The 24649-nt window shown below is 72.0% G+C and carries 22 protein-coding genes; 11 read left to right on the top strand and 11 right to left on the bottom strand.

Annotated features, from left to right (window positions below; all coding sequences use genetic code 11):
* Positions 1-105: 105 nt before the first annotated feature.
* Positions 106-549: a methylmalonyl-CoA epimerase gene (gene mce, locus AB0P06_RS03810; protein ID WP_363604842.1), complete on the bottom strand. Its 444-nt coding sequence runs from the start codon at positions 547-549 to the stop codon at positions 106-108.
* 283 nt (positions 550-832) lie between these two features.
* Between mce and AB0P06_RS03815 the strand changes: the two genes are divergently transcribed.
* Together AB0P06_RS03815 and meaB are read left to right on the top strand one after the other, a co-directional pair.
* Positions 833-2026, top strand: coding sequence for an acetyl-CoA C-acetyltransferase (locus AB0P06_RS03815; protein ID WP_363604843.1), 1194 nt, complete (start codon positions 833-835; stop codon positions 2024-2026).
* 73 nt (positions 2027-2099) lie between these two features.
* Positions 2100-3056: a methylmalonyl Co-A mutase-associated GTPase MeaB gene (gene meaB / locus AB0P06_RS03820; RefSeq protein WP_363604844.1), complete on the top strand. Its 957-nt coding sequence runs from the start codon at positions 2100-2102 to the stop codon at positions 3054-3056.
* A 77-nt stretch (positions 3057-3133) separates the two neighbouring features.
* On the opposite strand, the gene AB0P06_RS03825 is transcribed toward meaB, so the two are convergent.
* The 4 genes from AB0P06_RS03825 to AB0P06_RS03840 all read right to left on the bottom strand — a co-directional run bounded on the left by AB0P06_RS03825 (position 3134) and on the right by AB0P06_RS03840 (position 6035).
* A complete protein-coding gene (locus tag AB0P06_RS03825; protein WP_363604845.1) occupies positions 3134-3649 on the bottom strand; it encodes a MarR family transcriptional regulator in 516 nt (171 codons plus the stop codon).
* A gap of 39 nt (positions 3650-3688) precedes the next feature.
* A complete protein-coding gene (locus AB0P06_RS03830; protein ID WP_363604908.1) occupies positions 3689-4486 on the bottom strand; it encodes an AIM24 family protein in 798 nt (265 codons plus the stop codon).
* A gap of 260 nt (positions 4487-4746) precedes the next feature.
* On the bottom strand, positions 4747-5397 hold the full coding sequence (locus AB0P06_RS03835; protein ID WP_363604847.1) for an AIM24 family protein: 651 nt from the start codon (positions 5395-5397) through the stop codon (positions 4747-4749).
* Positions 5397-6035: an AIM24 family protein gene (locus AB0P06_RS03840; protein ID WP_363604848.1), complete on the bottom strand. Its 639-nt coding sequence runs from the start codon at positions 6033-6035 to the stop codon at positions 5397-5399. Before AB0P06_RS03840 ends, AB0P06_RS03835 begins: the two co-directional genes overlap by 1 nt.
* A gap of 295 nt (positions 6036-6330) precedes the next feature.
* Here AB0P06_RS03840 and AB0P06_RS03845 point away from each other — a divergent pair, with 295 nt between their 5' ends.
* Entirely contained in the window at positions 6331-6663 is a 333-nt protein-coding gene (locus tag AB0P06_RS03845; RefSeq protein ID WP_363604850.1) for a DUF3817 domain-containing protein, read from the top strand.
* Between the two features lie 134 nt (positions 6664-6797).
* Here AB0P06_RS03845 and AB0P06_RS03850 read toward each other — a convergent pair whose 3' ends face one another.
* Together AB0P06_RS03850 and AB0P06_RS03855 are read right to left on the bottom strand one after the other, a co-directional pair.
* A complete protein-coding gene (locus AB0P06_RS03850; RefSeq protein ID WP_363604851.1) occupies positions 6798-8411 on the bottom strand; it encodes a M4 family metallopeptidase in 1614 nt (537 codons plus the stop codon).
* 432 nt (positions 8412-8843) lie between these two features.
* The gene (locus AB0P06_RS03855; RefSeq protein ID WP_363604853.1) at positions 8844-10484 is read right to left on the bottom strand and encodes a M4 family metallopeptidase; all 1641 of its coding nucleotides are present in this window, start codon (positions 10482-10484) and stop codon (positions 8844-8846) included.
* 490 nt (positions 10485-10974) lie between these two features.
* Between AB0P06_RS03855 and AB0P06_RS03860 the strand changes: the two genes are divergently transcribed.
* The 3 genes from AB0P06_RS03860 to AB0P06_RS03870 all read left to right on the top strand — a co-directional run bounded on the left by AB0P06_RS03860 (position 10975) and on the right by AB0P06_RS03870 (position 13837).
* Complete coding sequence (locus tag AB0P06_RS03860; RefSeq protein WP_363604854.1) at positions 10975-11502, top strand: MarR family transcriptional regulator; 528 nt, start codon at positions 10975-10977, stop codon at positions 11500-11502.
* 119 nt (positions 11503-11621) lie between these two features.
* On the top strand, positions 11622-11960 hold the full coding sequence (locus AB0P06_RS03865) for a DUF3817 domain-containing protein (RefSeq protein ID WP_363604855.1): 339 nt from the start codon (positions 11622-11624) through the stop codon (positions 11958-11960).
* A gap of 191 nt (positions 11961-12151) precedes the next feature.
* Complete coding sequence (locus tag AB0P06_RS03870; protein WP_363604856.1) at positions 12152-13837, top strand: methylmalonyl-CoA mutase family protein; 1686 nt, start codon at positions 12152-12154, stop codon at positions 13835-13837.
* A 54-nt stretch (positions 13838-13891) separates the two neighbouring features.
* Here the strand turns inward: AB0P06_RS03870 and AB0P06_RS03875 are convergent, their stop codons facing one another.
* On the bottom strand, positions 13892-14458 hold the full coding sequence (locus tag AB0P06_RS03875) for a TetR/AcrR family transcriptional regulator (RefSeq protein ID WP_363604909.1): 567 nt from the start codon (positions 14456-14458) through the stop codon (positions 13892-13894).
* Between the two features lie 512 nt (positions 14459-14970).
* On the opposite strand from AB0P06_RS03875, the gene AB0P06_RS03880 reads away from it, so the two are divergent.
* From AB0P06_RS03880 to AB0P06_RS03895, 4 genes are all read left to right on the top strand, one after another.
* Positions 14971-15969 carry a tetratricopeptide repeat protein gene (locus AB0P06_RS03880; protein ID WP_363604857.1) on the top strand — a complete coding sequence of 333 codons (999 nt, stop codon included), beginning with the start codon at positions 14971-14973 and terminating at the stop codon, positions 15967-15969.
* Between the two features lie 712 nt (positions 15970-16681).
* Positions 16682-17347, top strand: coding sequence for a DUF6230 family protein (locus AB0P06_RS03885; RefSeq protein WP_363604858.1), 666 nt, complete (start codon positions 16682-16684; stop codon positions 17345-17347).
* 152 nt (positions 17348-17499) lie between these two features.
* Complete coding sequence (locus tag AB0P06_RS03890; protein ID WP_363604859.1) at positions 17500-18093, top strand: DUF6114 domain-containing protein; 594 nt, start codon at positions 17500-17502, stop codon at positions 18091-18093.
* Positions 18090-19433: a hypothetical protein gene (locus AB0P06_RS03895; RefSeq protein ID WP_363604860.1), complete on the top strand. Its 1344-nt coding sequence runs from the start codon at positions 18090-18092 to the stop codon at positions 19431-19433. The genes AB0P06_RS03890 and AB0P06_RS03895 overlap by 4 nt, the downstream gene beginning before the upstream one ends.
* 67 nt (positions 19434-19500) lie before the next feature.
* Here AB0P06_RS03895 and pyk read toward each other — a convergent pair whose 3' ends face one another.
* From pyk to pta, 3 genes are all read right to left on the bottom strand, one after another.
* A complete protein-coding gene (gene pyk / locus AB0P06_RS03900; protein WP_363604861.1) occupies positions 19501-20928 on the bottom strand; it encodes a pyruvate kinase in 1428 nt (475 codons plus the stop codon).
* Positions 20929-21022: 94 nt separating this feature from the next.
* On the bottom strand, positions 21023-22237 hold the full coding sequence (locus AB0P06_RS03905; protein ID WP_363604862.1) for an acetate kinase: 1215 nt from the start codon (positions 22235-22237) through the stop codon (positions 21023-21025).
* Positions 22234-24372 carry a phosphate acetyltransferase gene (pta, locus tag AB0P06_RS03910; RefSeq protein WP_363604863.1) on the bottom strand — a complete coding sequence of 713 codons (2139 nt, stop codon included), beginning with the start codon at positions 24370-24372 and terminating at the stop codon, positions 22234-22236. The genes AB0P06_RS03905 and pta overlap by 4 nt, the downstream gene beginning before the upstream one ends.
* Positions 24373-24447: 75 nt before the next feature.
* Here pta and AB0P06_RS03915 point away from each other — a divergent pair, with 75 nt between their 5' ends.
* Complete coding sequence (locus AB0P06_RS03915) at positions 24448-24624, top strand: hypothetical protein (protein ID WP_363604865.1); 177 nt, start codon at positions 24448-24450, stop codon at positions 24622-24624.
* Positions 24625-24649: the final 25 nt, after the last annotated feature.

Below are 24649 nucleotides of genomic sequence, written 5' to 3' on the forward strand. Positions count from 1 at the left end.
TGGGCGCGTGGGGGTTTTCCGGGTGCGGGGTGAGATTACTGACGGGTTTTGAGCGAACGGGCGGCGGGAAGCGGGTGCCGTCGCCGGACGGCACCCGCCGGACGCTCAGTGCGCCTGCTGCCCGTCGCCCCCGGCGGAGGTGACCAGTTCGGTCAGGACGCCGCCGCAGTCCTTGGGGTGCAGGAAGGTGATCCGGGACCCCATCGAGCCGGTTCGGGGCTGCTCGTAGAGGACCCGGACGCCCTTGGCGCGGATCGCCTCGGAGTCCCCGTCGACGTCGGCGGTGCCGAAGGCGATGTGGTGGACGCCCTCGCCGTTCTTCTCCAGCCACTTGGCGACGGTGGAGTCGGGCCGGGTGGGCTCCAGCAGCTGGAGGTAGGAGGCGCCGCCGTCGCCGGTGTCGTTGATCTTGAGCATGGCCTCGCGGACCCCCTGCTCCTCGTTGACCTCGCTGTGGAACACCTCGAAGCCGTAGGTGGTGCGGTAGAACTCGACCGTCCGGTCGAGGTCGAAGCAGGCGATGCCGATGTGGTCGATACGGGTCAGCACGGCGACCTCCGGGTCTGGGCCGGCCGTCCGAGCGGGCGATCCGAGCGGGCGGCGGGGCGGGCGGCGGGACGGCAACAGTGCAGCGCATGCCGCTGGAACGCGCCAGTGCTCGGCGTGCGAGTCTGCTCACACGCCCGTGGTTCACCCGAACCGCGTTGACACGGTGTTGACTGGACAGTGCCAGTGCGCTCGATCACACCGTCGTTCCGGTGACGGGCGGGTAACAGGTCAGTACATTGAGCGGCATCCTCACCTGGCCACGACGTGCGAAGGGGCCCTTCCCATGACCAACACCACCTCTGTGATCGTTGCCGGTGCGCGGACCCCGATGGGTCGCCTGCTCGGTTCGCTCAAGGGCTTCTCCGGCGCCGACCTCGGCGGCTTCGCGATCAAGGCGGCCCTGGAGCGGGCCGGCATCACGGGTGAGCAGGTCCAGTACGTGATCATGGGCCAGGTGCTGCAGGCCGGCGCCGGCCAGATCCCGGCCCGTCAGGCCGCCGTCAAGGCGGGCATCCCGATGAACGTCCCGGCGCTCACCGTCAACAAGGTCTGCCTCTCCGGCCTGGACGCCATCGCGCTGGCCGACCAGCTGATCCGGGCCGGCGAGTTCGACATCGTGGTGGCCGGCGGCCAGGAGTCGATGACCAACGCCCCGCACCTGCTGCCGAAGTCCCGCGAGGGCTACAAGTACGGCGCGATCGAGCTGCTGGACGCGATGGCGTACGACGGGCTCACCGACGCCTACGAGAACATCCCGATGGGCGAGTCCACCGAGAAGCACAACACCCGCCTGGGCATCCCGCGCGAGGTCCAGGACGAGATCGCCGCCGCCTCGCACCAGCGGGCCGCCAAGGCGCAGCAGAACGGCGTCTTCGAGGCCGAGATCGTCCCGGTCGCCATCCCGCAGCGCAAGGGCGAGCCGGTCGTCTTCAGCCAGGACGAGGGCATCCGCGCCGACACCACGGTCGAGGGCCTGGCCCGGCTGCGCCCGGCCTTCGCCAAGGACGGCACGATCACCGCCGGCACCTCCTCGCAGATCTCGGACGGGGCCGCCGCCGTGGTCGTGATGAGCCGGGCCAAGGCCGAGGAGCTGGGCCTGAGCTGGATCGCCGAGATCGGCGCGCACGGCAATGTCGCGGGCCCGGACAACTCGCTGCAGTCGCAGCCGTCCAACGCGATCCGGCACGCGCTGGCCAAGGAGGGCCTGGAGGTCGCCGACCTCGACCTGATCGAGATCAACGAGGCCTTCGCCGCGGTCGCCCACCAGTCCATGAAGGACCTGGGCGTCTCCTCGGACGTCGTCAACGTCAACGGCGGCGCGATCGCGCTCGGCCACCCGATCGGGATGTCCGGCGCCCGTGTGGTGCTGCACCTGGCGCTGGAGCTCCAGCGGCGCGGCGGCGGTGTCGGCGCGGCCGCGCTGTGCGGCGGTGGCGGCCAGGGCGACGCGCTGATCGTCAGGGTTCCGAAGGCCTGATCGTCCGACCTGCCTTCGGGGCCGCGGACCGCCAGGGGGGGTCCGCGGCCCCGATCCCGTGAGGAGCTGCCCGATGATCGATGTCGCGACGCTGGTCGAGCAGGCCCGGGAGGGCCGTCCGCGTGCGGTCGCCCGGCTGATCTCGCTGGTCGAGAACGGCGCGCCCCAGCTGCGCGAGGCGATGGCGGCGCTCGCCCCCTACACCGGGCAGGCGTACACGGTGGGGCTGACCGGCTCGCCCGGCGTGGGCAAGTCGACCTCGACCTCCGCCCTGGTCTCCGCCTACCGCCGGCTCGGCAAGCGGGTCGGGGTGCTGGCCGTGGACCCGTCCTCGCCGTTCTCCGGCGGCGCGCTGCTCGGCGACCGGGTCCGGATGCAGGAGCACGCCACCGACCCGGAGGTGTTCATCCGTTCGATGGCCACCCGCGGCCACCTCGGCGGGCTCTCCTGGACGGCCCCGCAGGCGCTGCGCGTGCTGGACGGGGCCGGCTGCGAGGTGATCCTGGTCGAGACCGTCGGCGTGGGCCAGTCCGAGGTGGAGATCGCCGCCCAGGCGGACACCACCGTGGTGCTGCTCGCCCCCGGCATGGGCGACGGCATCCAGGCCGCCAAGGCCGGGATCCTGGAGATCGGCGACGTCTTCGTGGTCAACAAGGCCGACCGGGACGGCGCCGACGCGACCGCCCGGGAGCTGAACCACATGCTCGGCCTCGGCGAGGCCCGGGAGGCGGGGGACTGGCGGCCGCCGATCGTGAAGACCGTCGCGGCCCGCGGCGAGGGTGTGGACGAGGTGGTCGAGGCGCTGGAGAAGCACCGGGCCTGGCTGGAGGAGCACGGCGAGCTGGCCGTGCGCCGTCGCCGCCGGGCGGCCGACGAGATCGAGGCGATCGCGCTGGCCGCGCTGCGGGCCCGGATCGGCGACCTGCGCGGCGACCGTCACCTGACCGCCCTGGCCGAGCGGGTGGTGGCCGGCGGGCTGGACCCGTACGGCGCCGCCGACGAACTGGTCGCCGGGCTGACCCAGAGCTGAGCCGGGGCCGGTTTCCGGGCCGGGACGCCGAAGGGCCCGGCCTCCCCGACGGGGGGAGGCCGGGCCCTCACCGATGGTCAGGCCCGTCCGCGCAGCCCGCGCAGGTGCTCGGCGACGGGTGCCAGCGCCTCGTACATCGCGTCCAGCTGCTCCGGGGTGAAGCGGTCGATGAAGTGCGCCCGGACGCTGCGCACGTGGTCCGGGGCGACCTTCTGCATGGTCTCCCAGCCCTGCTCGGTGAGGTGGGCGTAGAGGCCGCGGCGGTCGCCCGGGCACTCCTGGCGGAGTACCAGGCCGGCCGTCTCCATCCGGGTGATCTGGTGCGAGAGCCGGCTCTTGGACTGGAGGGTCGCGGTCGCCAGGTCGGTCATCCGCATCCGGCGCTCCGGTGCCTCGGAGAGCACGACCAGGATCTCGTAGTCGTTGATCGCCAGGTTGTGCGGCTGGAGTTCACGGCCGAGCTGGTAGTCCAGCAGTCTGGAGACCTCCAGATGCGCGCGCCAGAGTTGCTGCTCCCGGGCCGTCAGCCAGGGCGTCTCCTCCCCGGGTGGCGAGGGGGAGACGTCCGCGGCGTCGATCGTGTGCGCATCCATGGGGACAGCATACCCCATTTAGTTAAATCTTGTACAAATTTACAGGCCGAAACGTCGCCCGAGATCGCCCAGGTTACCGAGGCCGGGTACGCCCCCGCCGTGGCCCTGTCCGGGCTGGGACGGGACCCCGCCCATCGGCACGCCCGCCTCGACGTGCACGTCCCCCACCGCGCGCTCGGCCAGCAGGATCTCGGTGGACTGCAGCAGCACCTGGCCGGCGCCGATGAACTCGAACTGGTGCTCCTCGCCGGACGCTCCGCCCAGCCCGGTGAGGCGGCGGAGCCCGCCGATCACCCCGTGCATGTAGTCGTGGTCGTAGTGGTGGCACGGCGCCGGGCAGTCCGCCCAGCCGACCAGCGCCTGCGGGTCCACCCGGATCGGCGGTTCGACGAAGTGCACCGGGCCGTTGGAGGCCGCGACGAACTTGCCGGTGCCGATCAGGGTCAGAAAGCCCGGGATGATCGACTGCTTGAGCCGCAGCGTGGGCTCGTAGGCCAGCAGGTTCCCCGAGCGGACGGTCAGGTTGCCGTCCTCCAGGTCGTAGGAGTTGAGGTCGAAGGCGCGGTCGGCCAGCAGCAGCCTGCCGCGGCCCTCGGCGACCACCCAGTCCGCCGCGTGCATCGGCGAGTTGAAGTGCTGGCCGATCATCCGGTCGAGCACGCCGGAGCCGACGCCCTTGAAGGAGATGTCGCCGTAGTAGGCGATCATCTTGCCCTTCTGGAGGAAGTACGCCCCGTTCAGGTCCACCGAGAAGGCGTACGGGTTGACGTTGTCGTTGACCGGCAGGCTGTGCGCGTCGTACACCACCGGGCCGGAGCCGCTCTGCGCCGTCGGCAGCGGGGCCTGGGCGCCGCCGAACTGCTCCTGGGCGTACTGCTGCTGCGGCTGGGCGGGGTAGCCCTGCGGCGGGGGCGGCGGGTAGCCGCCCTGCTGCGGGTGGCCCTGCGGCGGCGGGGGCGGGTACCCGGGCCCCGGCGGCGGGCCGTAGCCGGGCGGCGGGGGCGCCGGATAGCCGGGCTGGGTGGGCTGGTTGTACGGCGGCTGCTGGCCGTACGGGCTGTTCGGCTGGCCGTACGGGGGCGGCGGCGGGTAGGACATCAGAGCTTCTCCTCGCTCGCCTGCACGAACACCGTGCCGTTCCCGGACAGCTCCAGCTGGAACGCCTCGCCGGAGCCGCGCCCGATCATGTCGCGCCAACCCAGCGCGGTGGACAGCTTGTTCTGGACCTGGCCGCGGTGCGCGACATAGGCCTGGGGGTCGACGTGCACCGGCTGGTTCGGGGTGATCGGCAGCTCGAACACACCGCCGTGGGCCATCACCGCCACCGAGCCGTGGCCGTCCAGCTTGGTGGTGAACAGGCCCTGGCCGGTGACCTGGCCGCGGACCATCCCCATCACGCCGCCCTGCGAGCCCATGAACATGGTGGACTGCTGCAGCGAGCCGTCGAAGGCCAGCAGCCGGTCCGCCTCCACGAAGAGGGTGTCGCCGGCCAGCTCGATCACGTGCACATGGTGGCCGCCGTGGCCGAACATCACGGTGCCCTGGCCCTCGACCGTCATCAACGGGGTGTCCTCGTTGGCCACCCGGCGGCCGATCATCGACATCACCCCGCCCTGCCCGCCGGTGATGTTCGGGGTGAAGCGGACCTCGCCGGTGTACGCGAGCATCGCGCCGCGCTGGCTGAACAGCCGCTGCCCGGGGACGACCCGGGCCTCGACCATCTTGTTGTTGACCTTCGTGAACGGCATCAGACGTCACCCCCGATGGTGGCCTTCTCCGACGGCTGCACGTACACCAGGCCCTCGCCGGTGAACTCCACCTGGACGGCCTCGCCACCGCCCTCGCCGATGAAGGTGCTCCAGCCGGCGCCCGACTTCAGGCTCCGGTGCAGGCTGCCGGTGTGCGCCACGTACGCCCCCGGGTCCACCCGCAGCGGCATGCCCTGGGAGACCCGCAGGATGACCGCCGGCCCCTTGGAGGTGACGGCGGCCCAGCCGTGGCCCTCGACCTTGGTGGTGAACAGGCCGTTGCCCGAGGACATGCCGTTGAGACCGGTGAAGCTGGTGCCGGTCTTCAGCGTGGCCTCGGTGCAGAGCAGGTTGTCCGACTCGACGTAGAGCGTCTCGCCGTTCAGCCGGACCAGGTTGATCTCGGTGGCCTTGTCGGCGAAGTAGCAGGTGCCCTTCCCCTTCACCTCCATGACCGTCATCTGCTCGCCGGTCAGCCGTCGGGTCACCATGCCGCGCAGGCCGTCGCCGCCGCCGGTGAGCTTTTTGAAGTTCATCTGGCCGCTGTACGCGACCATCGAGCCATTTCTGGCTTTCACGGCGTCGCCCGTCATGTCGACGGCGAGCACCTTGGACCCCTGGAGTCGAAACTGTGCCACGGCCGCAATCTAGCGGGACCGGGCGCCCTCGGGGGAGGGGCGGGGAGGTTCTGGTACGGGTCTGGGACAAATTCGCAGCTCAGGCCGGGGCGGGCGGCGGACGCGCGCGCGGTCCCGGCCGGCGGCGATCCGGACGGTCCTGTGACATCGGGCACGTGTCCGGCCCCCGGGGTCGTCCAGGCGGGTGGGTCGGTGATAATGGGTGACGGCTTGTGAGCCCGTTCACAAGCACTGTGCGCATGCCCGGCTCCCGAACCGCGCACTCCGCCGCCCCCGCCCCGGTGAGGAACCGAACGTGAAGAGCAACGCCGCCGTCCACCGACTGCGCCTGGTCTCCGGCCCCGAAGGGGTCTCCTTCATCCTGCTGCTGGTCTGCTCGGTGCTCAAGCGCACCACCAGCTTCGACGGTGTCCCGGTGATGGGCATGATCCACGGGATCCTGTTCATCCTGTACGCGGTCTTCTGGATCATGGCCTGGCAGGCGCAGAAGTGGGACCTCAAGCGCGGTGTCCTGCTCTTCGTCCTCTCGGTGCTGCCCACCGGCGGCTTCTTCGCCGAGCGGATGCTCGCCAAGGAGGAGCGCGGCGAGCACCCGGCCGCCGCCGAGCGCGAGCCCGCCGCCGCGTGACCCGCTGACCGCCCGCCGCCCGCCGCCCGCCGCCCGCCGCGCGCGGACCGGTAACGGCCGACAGGCTGCCGAGGCCCCCTCTCCCAGTGGGCCGCGGCAGCCTGTCGCCGTTTCCGGAGGTGGCTGGTGAGGTGCTAGTTGACGTTCACCGCGCTCCAGGCCGCGGCCACCGCGTTGTACTGGGGGCTGCCGAGGCCGTAGAGGTCCGCCGCCGCGCTCAGGGTGCCGGTGCGGGCGGCCTTGTAGTTGGTGGTGGAGGTGAAGTAGACGGTCAGCGCGCGGTACCAGACCGCGGCGGCCTTGTCCCGGCCGATGCCGGTGACGGTCGAGCCGTTGGAGGTCGGGCTGTTGTAGCTGACGCCGTTGATGGTCTTGGCGCCGCTGCCCTCGGCCAGCAGGTAGAAGAAGTGGTTGGCCACGCCCGAGGAGTAGTGGACGTCCACGTTGCCGACCCCGGAGTACCAGGAGTCCTTGGACGCGCCGTCCTTGGAGGGCTTGTCCATGTAGCGCAGCGGGGTGCCGTTGCCGTTGATGTTGAGCTTCTCGCCGATCAGGTAGTCCGGCACGTCCACCGGCAGGTTGGCGTACCACTCGACCATGGTGCCGAGGATGTCCGAGGTGGCCTCGTTGAGGCCGCCGGACTCGCCGGAGTAGATCAGCCCGGCGGTGGCCGAGGTGACGCCGTGGGTCATCTCGTGGCCGGACACGTCGATCGCGGTCAGCGGGTGGGTGTTGCCGGAGCCGTCCCCGTACGTCATGCAGAAGCAGGAGTCGTCCCAGAAGGCGTTGACGTAGTTGCTGCCGTAGTGCACCCGGCTGCTCGCGCCGACGCCGTTGTTCTTGATGCCGTTGCGGCCGAAGGTGTTCTTGTAGTAGTCCCAGGTGGCACCCGCGCCGAACTGGGCGTCCACCGCGGCGGACTGCGTGTTGGAGGGCAGGCCGGTGCCCCAGGCGTTGGTGGTGCTGGTGTAGAGCGCGTTCCCGTTGGCGGCGTTGCCGGTCCACTGGTTGCCGCGGGAGGCGTCCTTCAGCTGGTACGTCGAGCCGCTCTGGGTGGTGGTCAGCGTGACGGAGCCGACGTTGACGCCCTTGCCGGTCCCGGTCGCGGTCTGGATCTCCTCGTGCGCGGCGAGCACCGCGCCGGTGGCCGCGTCGGTGATCAGCCGCTGGCGGCTCGGCGTGCCGTCGGCCCGCCGGCCCTCGACCACGGTCTGGTAGGCGAGCCGCGGGCTGCCGTCGGCGGCCCAGACCACCAGGGTGGCCGCGCCGGCGCCGTCGACCCGGCTGATCGCCGCGTCCTCCTTGTCGGCCGCGATGCCGACGGTGGCCCGCACCGCGCCGGTCGCCTGGGTGGCGGCCGTGGCGGCGGAGAGCTTCGGGGTCAGGCTCGGCAGCGACAGCTGCCCGTCGAACGCCCGGTCCACCGAGGCTATCGAGCCGTTGGCCTGCTGGTGCACCACCAGGTCGCCGCCGATCACCTGGAGGCCGCCCAGGGTCCGCTCGTAGCGCAGGTGGCGGGTGCCGTTGGCGTCCACCACGGCGTCCTTGACGACCAGTTGCTCCTGGCCGCCGAGCGCGAGCGCCTTGGCCACCGGGCCGGTCTGCCCGCCCGCCAGGGCGATCAGCGCGTCGCGCTGCTGCGCCACCGAGGGGGTGGCGGCCTGGGCGGGAGCGGCGGCGACCTGGATGGCGCCGGCCAGCAGGGCGGTGGCGGAGAGTACGGCTCCGGCTGTCAGCTTTCGCTTCACGTACGGGGTCCCTTCCACGAAACCGCGTGTGCGCGGTCACGCCGCATACCGGGGCGCCGGGGTTGGCGCCGTGGGGCGGTAGGGCGCTGACGTGCTGCTCCCGTGCGGTTCTTGACGGCCGGTCGATGGGATGGGTGGGGGCGACGGCCGCCCAACGGGGCTTGGGCAGAAGCATGACAATGCAGGGGGTGAAAGGACAGGGCGCCTCCGGCGATTGGCCAGGTCTCGCCAGCGGGCGGTGCGGATGGTTCGTCAGGGGTGAATGCCCCGTTATCAGGCGTTTCGTCGGGCTGGCGGGATCCCGCCAGCGGCCACCCTTGCCGGTCCGGGCACCCGCTGCTACCGCGCCCGTTCCCCTCGGGGGCCGCCGCCACCGCGCCGGCGCCGAGACGCCCGGGGCCTCGTGGGCCCCGGGCGCCGTTCGCCCGGGCGTCAGTTGACGTTGACGCCGCTCCACGCGGCCGCCACCGCGTTGTACTCGGCGCTGCCCGCGCCGTAGAGGTCCGCCGCCGCGCTCAGGGTGCCGGTGCGGGCGGCCTTGTAGTTGGTGGTGGAGGTGAAGTAGACGGTCAGCGCGCGGTACCAGACCGCGGCCGCCTTGTCCCGGCCGATGCCGGTGACCGTGGAGCCGTTGGAGGTCGGGCTGTTGTAGCTGACGCCGTTGATGGTCTTGGCGCCGCTGCCCTCGGCCAGCAGGTAGAAGAAGTGGTTGGCCACGCCCGAGGAGTAGTGGACGTCCAGGCTGCCCACGCCGGAGGACCAGGAGTCGGCCGAGCCGCCGTCCTTGGAGGGCTTGTCCATGTAGCGCAGCGGGGTGCCGTTGCCGTTGAGGTCGATCTTCTCGCCGATCAGGTAGTCCGGCTTGTCGGAGGGCAGGTCGGCGTACCACTCGACCATGGTGCCGAAGATGTCCGAGGTGGCCTCGTTGAGGCCGCCGGACTCGCCCGAGTAGTTGAGGCCCGCGGTGGCCGAGGTGACGCCGTGGGTCATCTCGTGGCCGGCCACGTCCAGCGCGGTCAGCGGGTGGGTGTTGCCCGCGCCGTCCCCGTACGTCATGCAGAAGCAGCTGTCGCTCCAGAACGCGTTGACGTAGTTCTTGCCGTAGTGGACCCGGCTGGTGGCGCCGACGCCGTTGTTCTTGATGCCGTTGCGGCCGAAGGTGTTCTTGTAGTAATCCCAGGTGGCCGCCGCGCCGAACTGGGCGTCCACCGCGGCCGACTGGCCGTTGGCGACGGTGCCGTCGCCCCAGACGTTGTCGGCGTCGGTGTACAGGGTGCCGGAGCCGGAGGTGCGGCCCTTGAGGTCGCTGGTGGACTGGCCGCCGCGGGAGGCGTCCTTCAGCTGGTACGCCGAGCCGCTCTGGGTGGTGGTCAGCGGGACGTTGCCGACGAAGACGCCGGTGCCGGTGCCGCCGGCGGTCTGCACCTGCTCGTGGGTGGAGAGCACCTCGCCGGTGGCGGCGTCGGTGACCAGTTGCCGGCTGCTCGGGGTGCCGTCGGCGTGCAGGCCCTCGACCACGGTCTGGTAGGCCAGTCGCGGGTTGCCGTCGGCGGCCCAGACGACCAGCCTGGCGGCGCCGGTCCGGTGCACCTCCGTGAGCGGCGAGTCGTCCTTGTCGGCGGCGATGCCGACGGTGGCCTGCACCGCGCCGGCGGCCTGGGCGGCGGCCTTGTCGGCGGAGAGCTTCGGGGTGAGGCTGGGCACGCTGATCCGCGCGGTGACGGCCTTGTCCACCGACTTCAGCGCGCCGTCGGTGCCCTGGTGCACCACCAGGTCGCCGCCGAGGACGGGCAGGCCGGCGAAGGTGCGCTCGAAGCGGAGGTGCCGGGTGCCGTCCGGGTCCACCACCGCGTCCTTGGCGACCAGTTGCTCCTGGCCGCCCAGGGCGAGCGCCTTCGCCAGCGGTCCGGCCTGGCCGCCGGCCAGCGCGATCGCGGCGGCGTGCTGCTGCGCGGCCCGGGCCTGCGCGGTGGGCGTCGGACTGGCCTGGGCGATGCCGGTGCCGACCTGGATGACACCGGTGAGGAGGGCGGCGGCGGAGAGTACGGCGCCGACTGCGAGCTTTCGCTTCACGTACAGGTCCTTCCGGAGATACCGCGGGTGCGGGCGCGCCTCGTCCCGGGGTGCCGGGGTTGGCACCTGAGGGGCGGAACGGGCGCTGACGTGCTGCTCCGTGCGGTCGAGCGGCGGGCACCGGTGAGTGGGGCGGTGCCCGCCGGACGGGGCTGGGCGAAAGCATGACAATCCAACAAGTGAAATGACAGGTCTCGATCATCGATTGGCCAGGTCCCGCCAGTCCGGCGGATCGCCAACAGCGGGGCGAAACGGTCAAAACACCCGGCCGTTCGGTGGGTTACCGCCCGAACCGAGGCCTGATACCGGGCCGCGCGCCCGATCGGCGGCCGGCCGGCGGCCGGTGCGGGCGGATTGGCGGGGGTTCACGCTCCCGCAATGTCCTGGTATGTACCTGTGGCCCCGGCTGGCGTGATCCCGCCACGCGTCACACTTGTCCACCATCAGGACGCCTGGTACCACCCGTCCCGCCCGCCGGTACGGTAAGGACGTGGCCAAGCCCCTCGCACTCGACTTCGACCCGATCGCCCGCGCCGACGAGCTGTGGACCCGCCGCTGGGGCGGAGTCCCCTCGATGGCGGCGATCACCTCGATCATGCGGGCGCACCAGATCCTGCTCTCCCGGGTGGACGCGGTGCTCAAGCCGTACGGGCTGACCTTCGCCCGCTACGAGGCGCTGGTGCTGCTCACCTTCAGCCGGACCGGCGAGCTCTCGCTCTCCAAGATCGGCGAGCGGCTGATGGTCCACCCGACCAGCGTCACCAACACCGTCGACCGGCTGGAGCGGGCCGGCCTGGTCGCCCGCCGGCCCAACCCGCTGGACGGTCGCGGCGTGCTCGCCGCCATCACCGACCGCGGCCGTGAGGTGGTCGAGGAGGCCACCCGGGAGCTGATGGCGATGGAGTTCGGCCTGGAGGAGTACGGCGCCGACCAGTGCCGCCAGGTGTTCGAACTGCTCCGCCCGCTGCGGGTGGCCGCGGGCGACTTCACCGGGCCGGACGCGGAGGCGGCGCGGTAGGAGCGGTGGAAGGCGCCCGGGGGCTGCGCGGCGGTACCCGTGAGGGCGGCTACCCTCGTTGGAGCGGTGCGCGGATCGGGGCGTACCGGCCGATCCTGCCGAGTGAGGCGATGAGAAGTATGAAGGCGACCCCCCTGCTGGGCTGGTACCGGGCCCTGGCCATTGCGACCGGTGTTGCGCTGCTGGTGTTCTGCGGCTTCATGGTCGCGAAGTACGGCTTCGACACGGCCGAGTCCGTCACCACCTATGTGGCGATGCTGCACGGCTACCTCTACATCGGGTACTTCGTGGTCACCTTCCTGCTCGGCCAGAAGCTCAAGTGGCCGCTGGGTCGGATGATCTTCACCCTGGCGGCCGGCTGCATTCCGTTCGCCTCCTTCGTCGCCGAGCGCCGCGTGGTGCGCGACGCCGTCGAGCGGCTGCCCGCCGGTGAGGCCCGCCAGCCGGCCGGCGTCTGACCGTACGCGTTCCCGAGGGCGCCTCTCCCGATCATGGGGAGGCGCCCTCGCGCATGTCCGGGGCGTGGCGTGGGCATCCTCCGACCCGTCGCCATCGACAAGTACTAGGACGTCCGAGTAAATTGGTAGGACGTCCTCATAGTTGTGCCGCCCCGGTACCGTGGCGGCCGTACGGAGCGGAGTTCGGGTCCATGGACGCCGAGGAGATCGAGCGCGGCCGGCAGCGCTGGCAGCAGCGGTACGACAGTGCCCGCAAGCGGGACGCGGACTTCACCACCCTCTCCGGTGACGAGGTCGAGCCGGTCTACGGCCCGCCCGCCGGGCAGGCCTACGAGGGCTTCGAGCGGATCGGCTGGCCGGGTGAGTACCCGTACACCCGGGGCCTGCACCCCACCGGCTACCGCGGGCGGACGTGGACCATCCGCCAGTTCGCCGGCTTCGGCAACGCCCGGCAGACCAACGAGCGCTACCGGATGATCCTGGAGGCGGGCGGCGGTGGCCTCTCGGTCGCCTTCGACATGCCCACCCTGATGGGCTACGACTCGGACGACGCCAAGTCGCTCGGCGAGGTCGGCCACTGCGGCGTGGCCATCGACTCGGCCGCCGACATGGAGATGCTGTTCCAGGGCATCCCGCTGGGCGAGGTCACCACCTCGATGACGATCAGCGGCCCGGCCGTGCCGATCTTCTGCATGTACCTGGTCGCCGCCGAGCGCCAGGGGGTCGACCCGGCGGTGCTCAACGGCACCCTGCAGACCGACATCTTCAAGGAGTACATCGCCCAGAAGGAGTGGCTCTTCGCCCCCGAGCCGCACCTGCGCCTGATCGGCGACCTGATGGCGTACTGCGCCCGGGGCATCCCGGCGTACAAGCCGCTCTCCGTCTCCGGCTACCACATCCGCGAGGCCGGGGCCACGGCCGCGCAGGAGCTGGCGTACACCCTGGCGGACGGCTTCGCCTACGTCGAGCTGGGCCTCTCCCGCGGCCTGGACGTCGACGTCTTCGCCCCCGGCCTCTCCTTCTTCTTCGACGCGCACCTGGACTTCTTCGAGGAGATCGCCAAGTTCCGCGCGGCCCGCCGGATCTGGGCCCGCTGGATGCGCGACCGCTTCGGCGCGAAGACGGACAAGGCGCAGTGGCTGCGCTTCCACACCCAGACCGCCGGTGTCTCGCTCACCGCGCAGCAGCCGTACAACAACGTGGTCCGCACCGCCGTGGAGGCGCTGTCGGCCGTGCTCGGCGGCACCAACTCGCTGCACACCAACGCCCTGGACGAGACCCTGGCGCTGCCCTCCGAGCAGGCCGCCGAGATCGCCCTGCGCACCCAGCAGGTGCTGATGGAGGAGACCGGCGTCGCCAACGTGGCCGACCCGCTGGGCGGTTCCTGGTACGTCGAGGCGCTCACCGACCGGATCGAGGAGCAGGCCGAGGCGATCTTCCAGCGGATCCTCGACAAGGGCCGCGAGGACCACGGGATCGGGCCGATCACCTCCGGCATCCTGCGCGGGATCGAGGAGGGCTGGTTCACCGGGGAGATCGCCGAGGCGGCCTTCCAGTACCAGCAGGGGGTGGAGAAGGGCGAGAAGCGGGTGGTCGGCGTCAACTGCCATCCGCGCAGCGTCACCCCCGAGCTGGAGATCCTGCGGGTCAGCCACGAGGTGGAGCGCGAGCAGGTGCGGGTGCTGGCCGAGCGCAAGGCGGGCCGGGACGACGCGGCGGTACGGGCCGGGCTGGACGCGATGCTGGCGGCGGCGCGCTCGGGCGCGTCGATGATCCCGCCGATGCTGGACGCGGTGCGGGCCGAGGCCACCCTGGGCGAGATCTGCAACGCGCTGCGCGAGGAGTGGGGCACCTACCGGGAGTCCGCCTCCTTCTGACCCCGTCGGCGTCCGGAGCCGCCCCGCACGGGCGTGCGGGGCGGCTCCGCGCGTTCACGCGGCCGGCGGGCTGGGGAAGGGGCCGAGCAGCAGGCTGGTGAAGCGGCGGGTCCAGTCGGCGGTGATCGGCTCGCCGCTGACCAGGACGCGGTGCTCGACCGTCCCCGCGATGGTGTCGAAGATGATGTCGATCTCCTCGCAGGCCGCCGTCGGATCGCCGTCCGGGGCGAGTTCGCCGCGCGCCTGGGCGGCCGCCCGGCCCTGCCGGACCAGGTGCTTCTGCGGGTCGACGATCGCCTCCCGGATCCGCCGGCGCAGCTGCGGGTCGCGGGTGCCCTCGGCGAACAGCGCGAGCAGCGCCGCCTGGGTCTCGGGGCGGGCCAGCAGGTCCGCGAACTGGACCACCACGGCCTCGATGTCGGCCCGCAGGCTGCCCAGGTCGGGCATGACCAGCTCGTCGAAGAGGCTGGCCACGGCGTCCACCACCAGCTCGTTCTTGGACGGCCAGCGCCGGTACAGGGTGGTCTTGGCGACCTTGGCGCGGGTGGCGACGTGGCCCATGGTCAGTCCGCCCCAGCCGAGTTCGGCCAGGGTCTCGCGGGTGGCGTCCAGGATCGCCAGATCGGCGGCGGCGCTGCGCGGGCGCCCCTTGGCTCTGGTCGCGGCGCCGTCGGGGCTCCCCGGGGCCTCCCGGGCCGCCGCGGCTGCTGGGGGGTGCTCCCGGACTGCCGGGTGCTCCGGGGTCAAGGGGGGCTGGGCGGCCGACACCGGGCCTCCTTGCGATCTACTGGTAAGTAACTTGGGTGGGGCTGGTAACGGTAGCGACTGTTCGCCGTCCGGGGCAGCCGGGGTGCCGGGGAAAGTGGGGCAGCTCACGTCCCGGGATGGCCGACGGGGCTTGCGGCGGGGGCCCTTGATCCAGTTACGCTACGGCTCGTAGCGAAAGCAGTGACAACCAGGCGCCGCGACCCGTGGGACGGGAGCGGCGCGGGTGCGGGTGGGGATCCGCGCCGAACGGTTCAGGCTACCTGGTACGGGGCCGCCCGTCAGGGAACGGAAGCCGCGCAGCCCGCGCGGAGGGATTTCCCGGCGGTTGGTGCCCGTCGGCGGTGCGGACGGGGGAGGATGGTGCCATGCAGCCACGGAATTCGCGTCCCAACAGCTCCGCCCTGCGCGGTGCGGTCGACCTCGCCGCAGTGAAGGCAGCCGGCGAGGCTGCCCAGAAGGCCGAGCAGGCCAGGGCCGAGCGGGCCCGTCAGGCGGCCGCCGCCGAAGCGGCCGGAGTCGCCCCGGCCCCGCTCGCGTACGAGCTCGTCATCGATGTCACCGAGGACACCTTCGAGGCCGAGGTCGTCCAGCGCTCCACCGAGGTTCCGGTCGTCATCGACTTCTGGGCCGAGTGGTGCGGGCCCTGCAAGCAGCTCAGCCCGATCCTGGAGCGCCTGGCCGAGGAGTACGCCGGCCGGATCGTGCTCGCCAAGATCGACGTGGAGGCCAGCCCGCAGCTCTCCCAGCAGTTCGGCATCCAGGGCATTCCGGCCGTGATGGCCGTCGTGGCCGGGCAGTTGGTGCCGCTGTTCCAGGGGGCCGAGAGCGAGGCCAACGTCCGCAAGGTGCTGGACCAGCTGATCCTGGTCGCCGAGCAGCGCTTCGGCGTGGCCGGCGGCGCGGCGGTGCCCGGCGCGGTCCCCGGCGAGGCCGCCGCCCCGTACCTGCCGGAGGACCCGGCGCTGGCCGCCGCCCACGAGGCGCTGGACCGGGGTGACCTCGGCGGTGCCGTCCAGGCCTACCGGAACGTCCTGGTCGACCAGCCGGGCAACACCGAGGCCAAGCTCGGGCTGGCCCAGGCGGAACTGCTGCGCCGGGTGGAGCGGCTCAACCCGCAGGACGTCCGCGCGGCGGCCGCGGCCGACCCGAAGAACGTCGCGGCGCAGCTGGACGCGGCCGACCTGGACCTGGTGGGCGGACACGTCGAGGACGCCTTCGGGCGCCTGGTGGACACCGTCGGCCGGACCTTCGGCGACGACCGGGACACCGCCCGGGTGCGGCTGCTGGAGCTGTTCGAGGTGATCGGCACGACGGACCCACGGGTGACGGCGGCGCGTACCGCGCTGGCCCGCGTCCTGTTCTGACGGCCCTTCCGACCCCGCTCTGACGCGCCCTCGCCGGCACGCCGAATGACCTGCGGTGTCGCTGGCGATTTGGCGACAATCCGGTCATCGCGTCAGAGGTTTACCAAATCTTGACAACACCCGTGGACGGTCACTTCAGGTGACCGTCCACGGGTGTTTCGCTGGCTTTTCCGGGGGATTTGGCCGTTACGAATTCTTCAAGAGGTCACGCAGAGTGTTCGGGTGGCTAATGTCATGATCATTACCGCCCGATGTTGGATTACCCGTCAGTAATGAACCCCTTGTGCTTCGCCCGGGATTCCAGCACGATCGGCGACGCCCGGTCCCAGACTCCACCCCCTCCGACAGCCGGTCGGCGGGCGGAGCGCGGGATCCCCACCGGGTGGGCCGTCGGCCATGGCCGACGGCAGGGAGGGCAGGGGGGTATCCGCGGTCCCACGGCGGTTCCTGTCCTTCGTCCGGCCGCGCGGCCCGCGCGGTCGCTGGTTGTCGCTCGGGGGTGATCGCCGATGTCGTCGGCCCTGCCCGCCGCCTCGCAAGGGCGGCCGGCGAAGGGACGGGAGTGCCGCCGTGTGCCGGCCGCTCCCGGGTCCGACGACGCCTGCGGCGCTCTTCGCTACCGAGGACGTAGCTCTCTCCCATCCCAGGCCCCCCGCGGTGCGGGACGCACCGCCGGGGAGCCGGAGATGTACGTCCTAGAAGGAGGACTCGCATGTCCCAGACCTACGGCAAGACCCGTTGGAAGCGCTTCGCCCTGGTGATGGTGCCCAGTCTCGCGGCCACCGCCGCGGTCGGCGTCAGCCTGGCGAACAACGCGCTCGCCGCTTCGTTCAGCGTCTCCGGCCAGCAGTTCAAGGTCACCGCGGAGGAGCTGCACGGCCAGAACTTCGCGCAGTTCGGTTCGATCGACGCCGAGGTCAACGGCACCCCGCACCCGATCGCGGTGTCGGCCTTCGACTCGGCCACGATCAAGGGCCTCTGCCAGTCGGTGGTGACCGACCCGAACATCATCCCGGGCCTGCCGTGGAAGCTGCCGAAGATCACCTTGCGTCTTGAGGCCGGCCAGAGCGACGACCCGGCGCGGCAGGTTTCCGCGAAGAACCTGCTGATCGACCTGGACTCACTCAACGCCGACGCCGAGTTCACCAACATCAACATCGGTCAGGACGCCTCCACCCTGAAGGGCCAGGCGACCGCGGGCTGGAAGTCGGCGCTCGGCACCGGCAAGCCCTCCGGCGGGGTCGGCTTCGCCCAGGCCGCCGAGAAGGCCGACCTGACCAACGTGCAGCAGACCGCCTGGGCCACCTCGGCCGGCACCTTCAAGCTCCAGGGCCTGAAGCTCGCGCTGCACACCGACGGCGGGCACGAGTGCTACTGAGGCGTGTCTGACACGCCCTGGCCGCCGACCGGTGGCGGGCGCTGTGCCCGGCGCCGGTCGGCGGCATCGGGGGACCGGGGATGGTGCGCGCGCCGCCCCCGGTCCTCCCCGTCCCGTTCCCTCCCTCGTTCACACCATCGAGGAGCTGCACCGTGTCCAGCGCCCTTGCCGAGCTGCGGCCCGCCGAGCACGAGCACCCCGCCCAGTGGCTGCGCCGGGTGTTCCGCAACTTCCGCCGGTCCCGCCCGTTCTACGGCGGTCTGCTGGCCATGATCGCCGGCGTGCCGATCATGTACTTCCCGTACGCCAAGCTGTCGTTGAGCGGGATGACGATGACCATGGCGACCACGGCGGGAGCCGGGTCCCTGATCATCGGGGTCCTGCTGATCGTGCTCGGGCTGACCGCCTGGTTCCAGCCGGCCATCCGGGTCTTCGCGGGGGTCGCCACCACCCTGCTCGTGCTGGTCTCGATCCCGGTCTCCAACCTGTCCGGCTTCGGTACGGCGCTGCTTCCGGGCCTGATCGGCGGCGGGCTGATGCTGGCCTGGGCGCCGCTGCCGGAGCCGGAGGCCGAGGCGGCCGTCGCCGAGACCGCCATGGCGCAGAGCACCGCCGCCGAGAGTGCCACCGCGCCGCTCCCGGCCGTCCCCGCGCAGGCCGCGCCGCCGGCCCCGGACGCGGCCCCGGCCCAGTCCGTCGAGGGCACCGTCCCGTCGCGGACCGGTGACGCCGAGGAGGGGCGGTGACCGAGCCGCAGGAGCAGCCGGAACAGCGCTCGGCACGGCACGCGGCGCCCCGGACGCCCGCCCGGGTCCGGCTGAGAGGCCGTGCGCTGGCGATGGCCGCAGTGCCGACCGCGTTGCTGATGGCCGCCGCCTACACGCCGAGCCCGGCCGTCGCCGAGCCCTCGGGCGGCAGGCCGTGCGCCACCGCGCCGGAGAGCGTCCCGGACGTCGCGCCGGTGGAGGAGACGCCCGTCCCCAAGAGCGAGCTGCCCGAGCCGCCGCCGGGCCCGTCCGCGACGCCCACCGGAGCGCCGACGACGGCTCCGACGACCGTGCCGACGCAGGTGCCGACGGCCGCTCCCTCGACCGCTCCCACGGCGCCGGCCCCGACCGACACCCCGACCGACACCCCGACCGCCGCCGGCGGCGCCGGTACCGCCGCCCCGGCCGGGCTCGTCGACGACCTCCTCGGCGGAGTCACCCACCTGGCCGACCCGGGCGGTTCGCCCGGTCCGACGGCGGGTGCCACCGCCACGCCACCGGCCTCCGGCCCGAGCGCCACGACCGCCCCGACCGCCCCGACCGCCGCCGCCCGCGCGGCGGACCCGGTCCAGCCCGCGCCGCCGGCCTCGTCCACGCCCACCGCCGACGGCGGCCCGACCGCCGCGCCGTCGTCCACGCCGTCGTCCACGCCGTCGTCCACGACCTCGCCGCAGGCCTCGTCCGGCCCGAAGGCGCCCGGCGGCGGCAAGGCGAGCCCCAGGACGACGCCGTCCGCCGCCCCGTCCGCCGCCTCCGGCTCGCCGAGCGCCAACCCCAACTGCGCGGTGGACGCCCGCGGTCTGACGGCCGGCGCGGCCGCGCCCGGGCACGTCGTCCCGGAGCAGAACTGGACCCTGCGGTCCAGCCGGCTGGGCCTGCACGGCGCGGTCTTCCACGGCGTCTACGACGTGAAGACGCCCACCGGCACCAAGCGGGTGCTGAAGTTCGTGGTCGACACCGTGGACATCGAGAACCTCGACATGTCGACGCTGGAGGGCAACGGCAAGACCTTCCACGTCAAGAGCGCCGACGGTTCGACCTCGACCATGCGCAAGGGCGCGGTCACCATGTACGTGGAGCGGCTCTCCGGCCACCTCTCGAAGGTGCTCGGCCTCCCGCTGCCGATCGACCTGGGCGAGCTCACCCTCACCCCGGACACCCTGCCGCGCTGGCTCTACGACCTGATCGGATCCGTCCCGGTCCCGCTGGACCTGGAGCTGACCGGCGTCACCGCCAAGCAGGCCGGCCAGTTCGGCGGCACGCTCCGGATCCCGGGCATGCGGCTGTACAACGACGACGAGCCCTACAGCAATACCTGACAACGCCCGTGGGGCGGCCCCTCCACAGTGGAGGAGCCGCCCCACGGGGCGTTCTGCGGACCGGGTGTCACTCGCTCCGGGTGCCCAGGTGGTGCACCTGGACCATGTTGGTGTTGCCGGGGATGCCGGGCGGCGAGCCGGCGGTGACGATGACGGTGTCGCCCTCGCCCAGCTGGCCCATGCTCAGCAGCTCGCGGTCGACCTGCGCGACCATCTCGTCGGTGGTCTCGACCTGCTCGGTGACGTGCGCCTCGACGCCCCAGCTCAGCGAGAGCTGGTTGCGGGTGGCGTTGTCCGGGGTGAACGCGATCACCGGGATCGGCGAGCGGTACCGGGAGAGCCGGCGCGCGGTGTCACCGGACTTGGTGAACGCGATCAGCGCCTTGCCGTTGAGGAAGTCGCCCAGCTCGCACGCGGCGCGGGCGATCGAGCCGCCCTGGGTGCGCGGCTTGCGGCCCGGGTTCAGCGGCTGGAGGCCGTGCGAGAGCAGCTCCTCCTCGGCCTTCTCGGCGATCCGGCTCATGGTGCGGACGGTCTCGACCGGGTACTTGCCGACGCTCGACTCGGCGGACAGCATGACCGCGTCGGTGCCGTCCAGGATGGCGTTGGCGACGTCGGAGACCTCGGCGCGGGTCGGGCGCGAGGCGTGGATCATCGACTCCATCATCTGGGTGGCGACGATGACCGGCTTGGCGTTCCGGCGGGCCAGGGTGATCAGCTGCTTCTGGACCAGCGGCACCCGCTCCAGCGGGTACTCGACGGCCAGGTCGCCACGGGCCACCATGATGGCGTCGAAGGCGAGGACGATCTCCTCCATGGCCTCGACGGCCTGCGGCTTCTCGATCTTGGCGATGACCGGCACGCGGATGCCGACCTCGTCCATGACCTCGTGGACGTCCTTGATGTCGTCCGCGTTGCGGACGAAGGAGAGCGCGACCATGTCGACGCCCAGCCGCAGCGCGAAGCGCAGGTCGTCCTTGTCCTTCTCGGACAGGGCCGGCACGTTCACGGCCGCGCCGGGGAGGTTGATGCCCTTGTTGTTCGAGAGCACGCCGCCCTCGACGACCACGGTCTTCACCCGCGGGCCGTCGACGCTGACGACCTCCAGGGCGATGACGCCGTCGTTGATCAGGATCGGGTCGCCGGCCTTGACGTCGCCCGGCAGGCCCTTGTAGGTGGTACCGCAGATGTGCTGGTCACCGGGGACGTCCTCGGTGGTGATGGTGAACTCGTCGCCGTTGTCGACGGTCACCGGACCGTTGGCGAAGGTCGCCAGACGGATCTTGGGACCCTGGAGGTCGGCAAGGACGCCGATGGCCTTGCCGGTGTCCTCCGAGACCTGGCGGACCTTGTGGTACCGCTCCTCGTGGTCCGCGTGGGTGCCGTGGCTCATGTTCAGTCGGGCGACGTTCATGCCCGCCTCGACGATGGCCTTCAGCTGTTCGTAGGAGTCCGTCGCCGGACCCAGGGTGCAGACAATTTTCGCTCGGCGCATATGGATCAGTCTATCCGTTCGTGTTATAGGTGCATTCGGCACGAATCGTGAGGAATCGCCGACGAAGGATTCCGGGAGCCGAGACGACGGCGTGTCATTCCCCGGACTGCCGGTGTACCAGGGCGAACGCCTGTCGGGCGATCTCCAGCTCCTCGTCGGTGGGCACCACCGCGACCGCCACCCGCGCGTACGGGGGCGAGATGATCCGGGCCTCACCGGAGCGCACCGAGTTGAGCTCGGGGTCCACCGCGATGCCCAGTTCGTCCAGTCCGGCCGTGGCCGCCGCGCGCACCGGCGCCGCGTTCTCGCCGACGCCCGCCGTGAAGGCGATCGCGTCCACCCGGCCGAGCACCGCGTAGTAGCCGCCGATGTACTTGCGCAGCCGGTGGATGTAGGCGTCGAAGGCGAGCCCGGCGTCCGCGTCGCCCTCCTCCGCCCGGCGCATGATCTCGCGCATGTCGTTGTCGCCGCACAGGCCGAGCAGGCCGCTGCGGCGGTTGAGCAGGTCGTCGATCTCGTCGATGGAGAGCCCGCCGACCCGGTGCAGGTGGAACACCACGCCCGCGTCGATGTCGCCCGAGCGGGTGCCCATCACCAGGCCCTCCAGCGGGGTCAGGCCCATCGAGGTGTCCAGGCAGCGCCCGCCGCCGACCGCCGAGGCGGAGGCGCCGTTGCCCAGGTGCAGCACGATCACGTTCACCTCGGCCGGGTCCTTGCCGAGCAGCCGGGCGGTGGCCCGCGAGACGTACTGGTGGGAGGTGCCGTGGAAGCCGTAGCGGCGCACCCGGTGCTCGTCCGCGACCGCCTTGTCCACCGCGTACCGGGCCGCGTACTCCGGCATCGAGGCGTGGAAGGCGGTGTCGAAGACGGCGACCTGGGGCAGGTCCGGGCGCAGGGCGCGGGCCACCTCGATGCCGGTGATGTTCGCCGGGTTGTGCAGCGGCGCCACCGGGATCAGCCGGCGGATCTCCTTGAGCACGTCGTCGGTGATCACCGTCGGCTCGGTGAACCGCAGTCCGCCGTGCACCACCCGGTGGCCGATCGCGGCCAGCTGGGGGGAGTCCAGTCCGAGGCCGTCGGCGGCGAGCTCCTCGGCGACGGCCTTCAGCCCGGCGTCGTGGTCGGGGAAGACCTGGAGGGTCTCCCGCCGCTGGCCGGAGCGCGGGGTGTGCACCAGCCGGCCGTTCGCCTCGCCGATCCGCTCGACCAGTCCGGAGGCCAGCCGGGCGCCGTCGAGCATGTCGATCAGCTGGTACTTCACCGACGAGGAGCCGGCGTTCAGGACGAGGACACGGGTGCCGCCACTCATGCCTGGGCTCCTTCGGTGCGGCCCTGTGCCTGGATCGCGGTGATCGCGACCGTATTGACGATGTCCTGGATCAGGGCGCCGCGCGAGAGGTCGTTGACGGGCTTGCGCAGCCCCTGGAGGACGGGGCCGACCGCCACCGCGCCGGCCGAGCGCTGGACCGCCTTGTAGGTGTTGTTGCCGGTGTTGAGGTCCGGGAAGATCAGCACGGTGGCCCGGCCGGCCACCGAGGAGCCCGGCAGCTTGGTGGCCGCGACATGGGCGTCCACCGCCGCGTCGTACTGGATCGGGCCCTCGACCAGGATGTCCGGGCGCAGCTCGCGGACCAGTTCGGTGGCCTTGCGGACCTTGTCCACGTCGGCGCCCGAGCCGGAGGTGCCGGTGGAGTAGGAGAGCATCGCGACCCGCGGCTCGACGCCGAACTGGGCGGCGGTGGCGGCGGACTGGATGGCGATGTCGGCCAGCTGCTGGGCGTCCGGGTCGGGGTTGACCGCGCAGTCGCCGTAGACCAGCACCTTGTCGGCCAGGCACATGAAGAAGACCGAGGAGACGATCGCGGCGCCCGGCGAGGTCTTGATCACCTCGAAGGCGGGCCGGATGGTGGCGGCGGTGGAGTGCACCGCGCCGGAGACCATGCCGTCGGCGATGCCCTCCTGGACCATCAGGGTGCCGAAGTAGCTCACGTCCGTGACGACGTCCAGCGCCAGCTCGACGGTCATCCCCTTGTGGGCGCGCAGCCTGGCGTACAGCTCGGCGAACTGCCGGCGCAGCGGGCTGGTGGCAGGGTCGACGATCCGCACCTGGACGCGGTCGGCGGCCGGGTCTCCCCCCGGCTGCGGGAGGGTGATGCCGAGGCTCGCGGCCTTGCGGCGGACGGCGTCGGTCTCGCCGAGCAGGGTGAGGTCGCAGATGTTGCGGCGGAGCAGGATCTCGGCCGCGCGCAGCACCCGCTCCTCGGTGCCCTCGGGCAGCACCACGTGCCGGCGGGCGGACCGGGCGCGCTCCAGCAGCTCGTGCTCGAACATCATCGGGGTGACCCGCTCGGACCGGCCGACCTCGATCCGGTTGGTCAACTCGGCGGTGTCCACGTGCAGTTCGAAGAGGCCGAGGGCGATCTCGGCCTTTCGCGGGCTGGCCGCGGAGAGCTTGCCCTCCAGGTGGGTGAGGGCGGCGGCGGTGATCCAGCTGCCCTCGGGGACGACCGCGACCGGGGTGCCGGGGGCGAGCCGGGCGGCCAGTGCCATGACGTTCGGGCCGGGGTGCTGGCCGAGCGTCAGCATGACGCCGGCGATCGGCGGGGCACCGGCGGCGTGTGCGGCCAGCGAGCCGATCAGCAGGTCGGCGCGGTCCCCGGGGGTGACCACCAGGGCGCCCTCGGTCAGTGCGTCCAGGAAGGTCGGCAGCATGGCGCCGCCGAAGACGAAGCCGCGGACGTCCCGGGCCAGGCCGGCCGCGTCGCCGGTCAGGACGTCGGCGCCGGTGGCCTCGACCAGCTGGGCGACGGTCGGCGCGGCCAGCGCCGGCTCCTCAGGGATGACGTAGGCGGGGATCGGCAGCTTCTCGGTGAGCGTGCGCTGGATCCGCTGCTTGGCGCCGGGGGCGACCCGGTTGGCGATCATCGCCAGGGTCGCGCAGCCGAGGTCGGTGTACGCGCGGTGGGCGTTGCGGACCTCGGCGATCACGGCCTCGGCGTCCTCGGCGTGGCCGCCGACCACCGGGAGGACGGCGGCGCCGAACTCGTTGGCGAGCCGGGCGTTGAAGGCCAGCTCGTCCGGGATGTTGGTGTCGGCGAAGTCGGTGCCGAGCACCAGCACCGCCTGGCAGTGCCGTTCCAGCGCCCGGAACCGGTCGACCAGGGTGGAGACCAGCTCGTCCTGGCCGTGGGCGGCCTGGAACGCGGCGGCCTCCTCGTAGGTGAGGCCGTACAGCTCGGCGGAGGGCAGGTCGAGCCGGTAGCGGGTGCGCAGCAGCTCCACGACGTGGTCGGAGCCGGATTCGCCGGGGGCGGGCGCGTGGACGAGCGGCCGGAACACCCCGACCCGGTCCACCTGGCGGGTGAGCAGTTCCATGACCCCGAGTTCGACCGCCTGGCGGCCGTCCCCCCGGTCGATACCGGTCACGTACACGCTGCGCGCCACGTGGGTGTCTCCGTCCCGTCGTCCCATGCCGTCGTCACCAGTGACCATACCTTCGCATTTAGGACAGGTGTACGCATGCGCGTGAAGCCGAAGGAGGCAAGGGACGGAGGTCCCTTCCGGGGCTGTCGTGTGGTCCCGCGCCACGTCGCCGGCACCGTCCACCGGGAGGAGCTCGCCGAGTTCATCGCCTGTGACCAGGAGCCGGCCAGGGCCGCGGCCGATCTCGGCTTCCCGGTGGCGGCTCCGGTGTGACGGAACGCCCCGCCCGGGGCGGGCC

Origin of the sequence: Kitasatospora sp. NPDC088351 (assembly GCF_040685575.1) — a bacterium.
Classification (GTDB): domain Bacteria; phylum Actinomycetota; class Actinomycetes; order Streptomycetales; family Streptomycetaceae; genus Kitasatospora.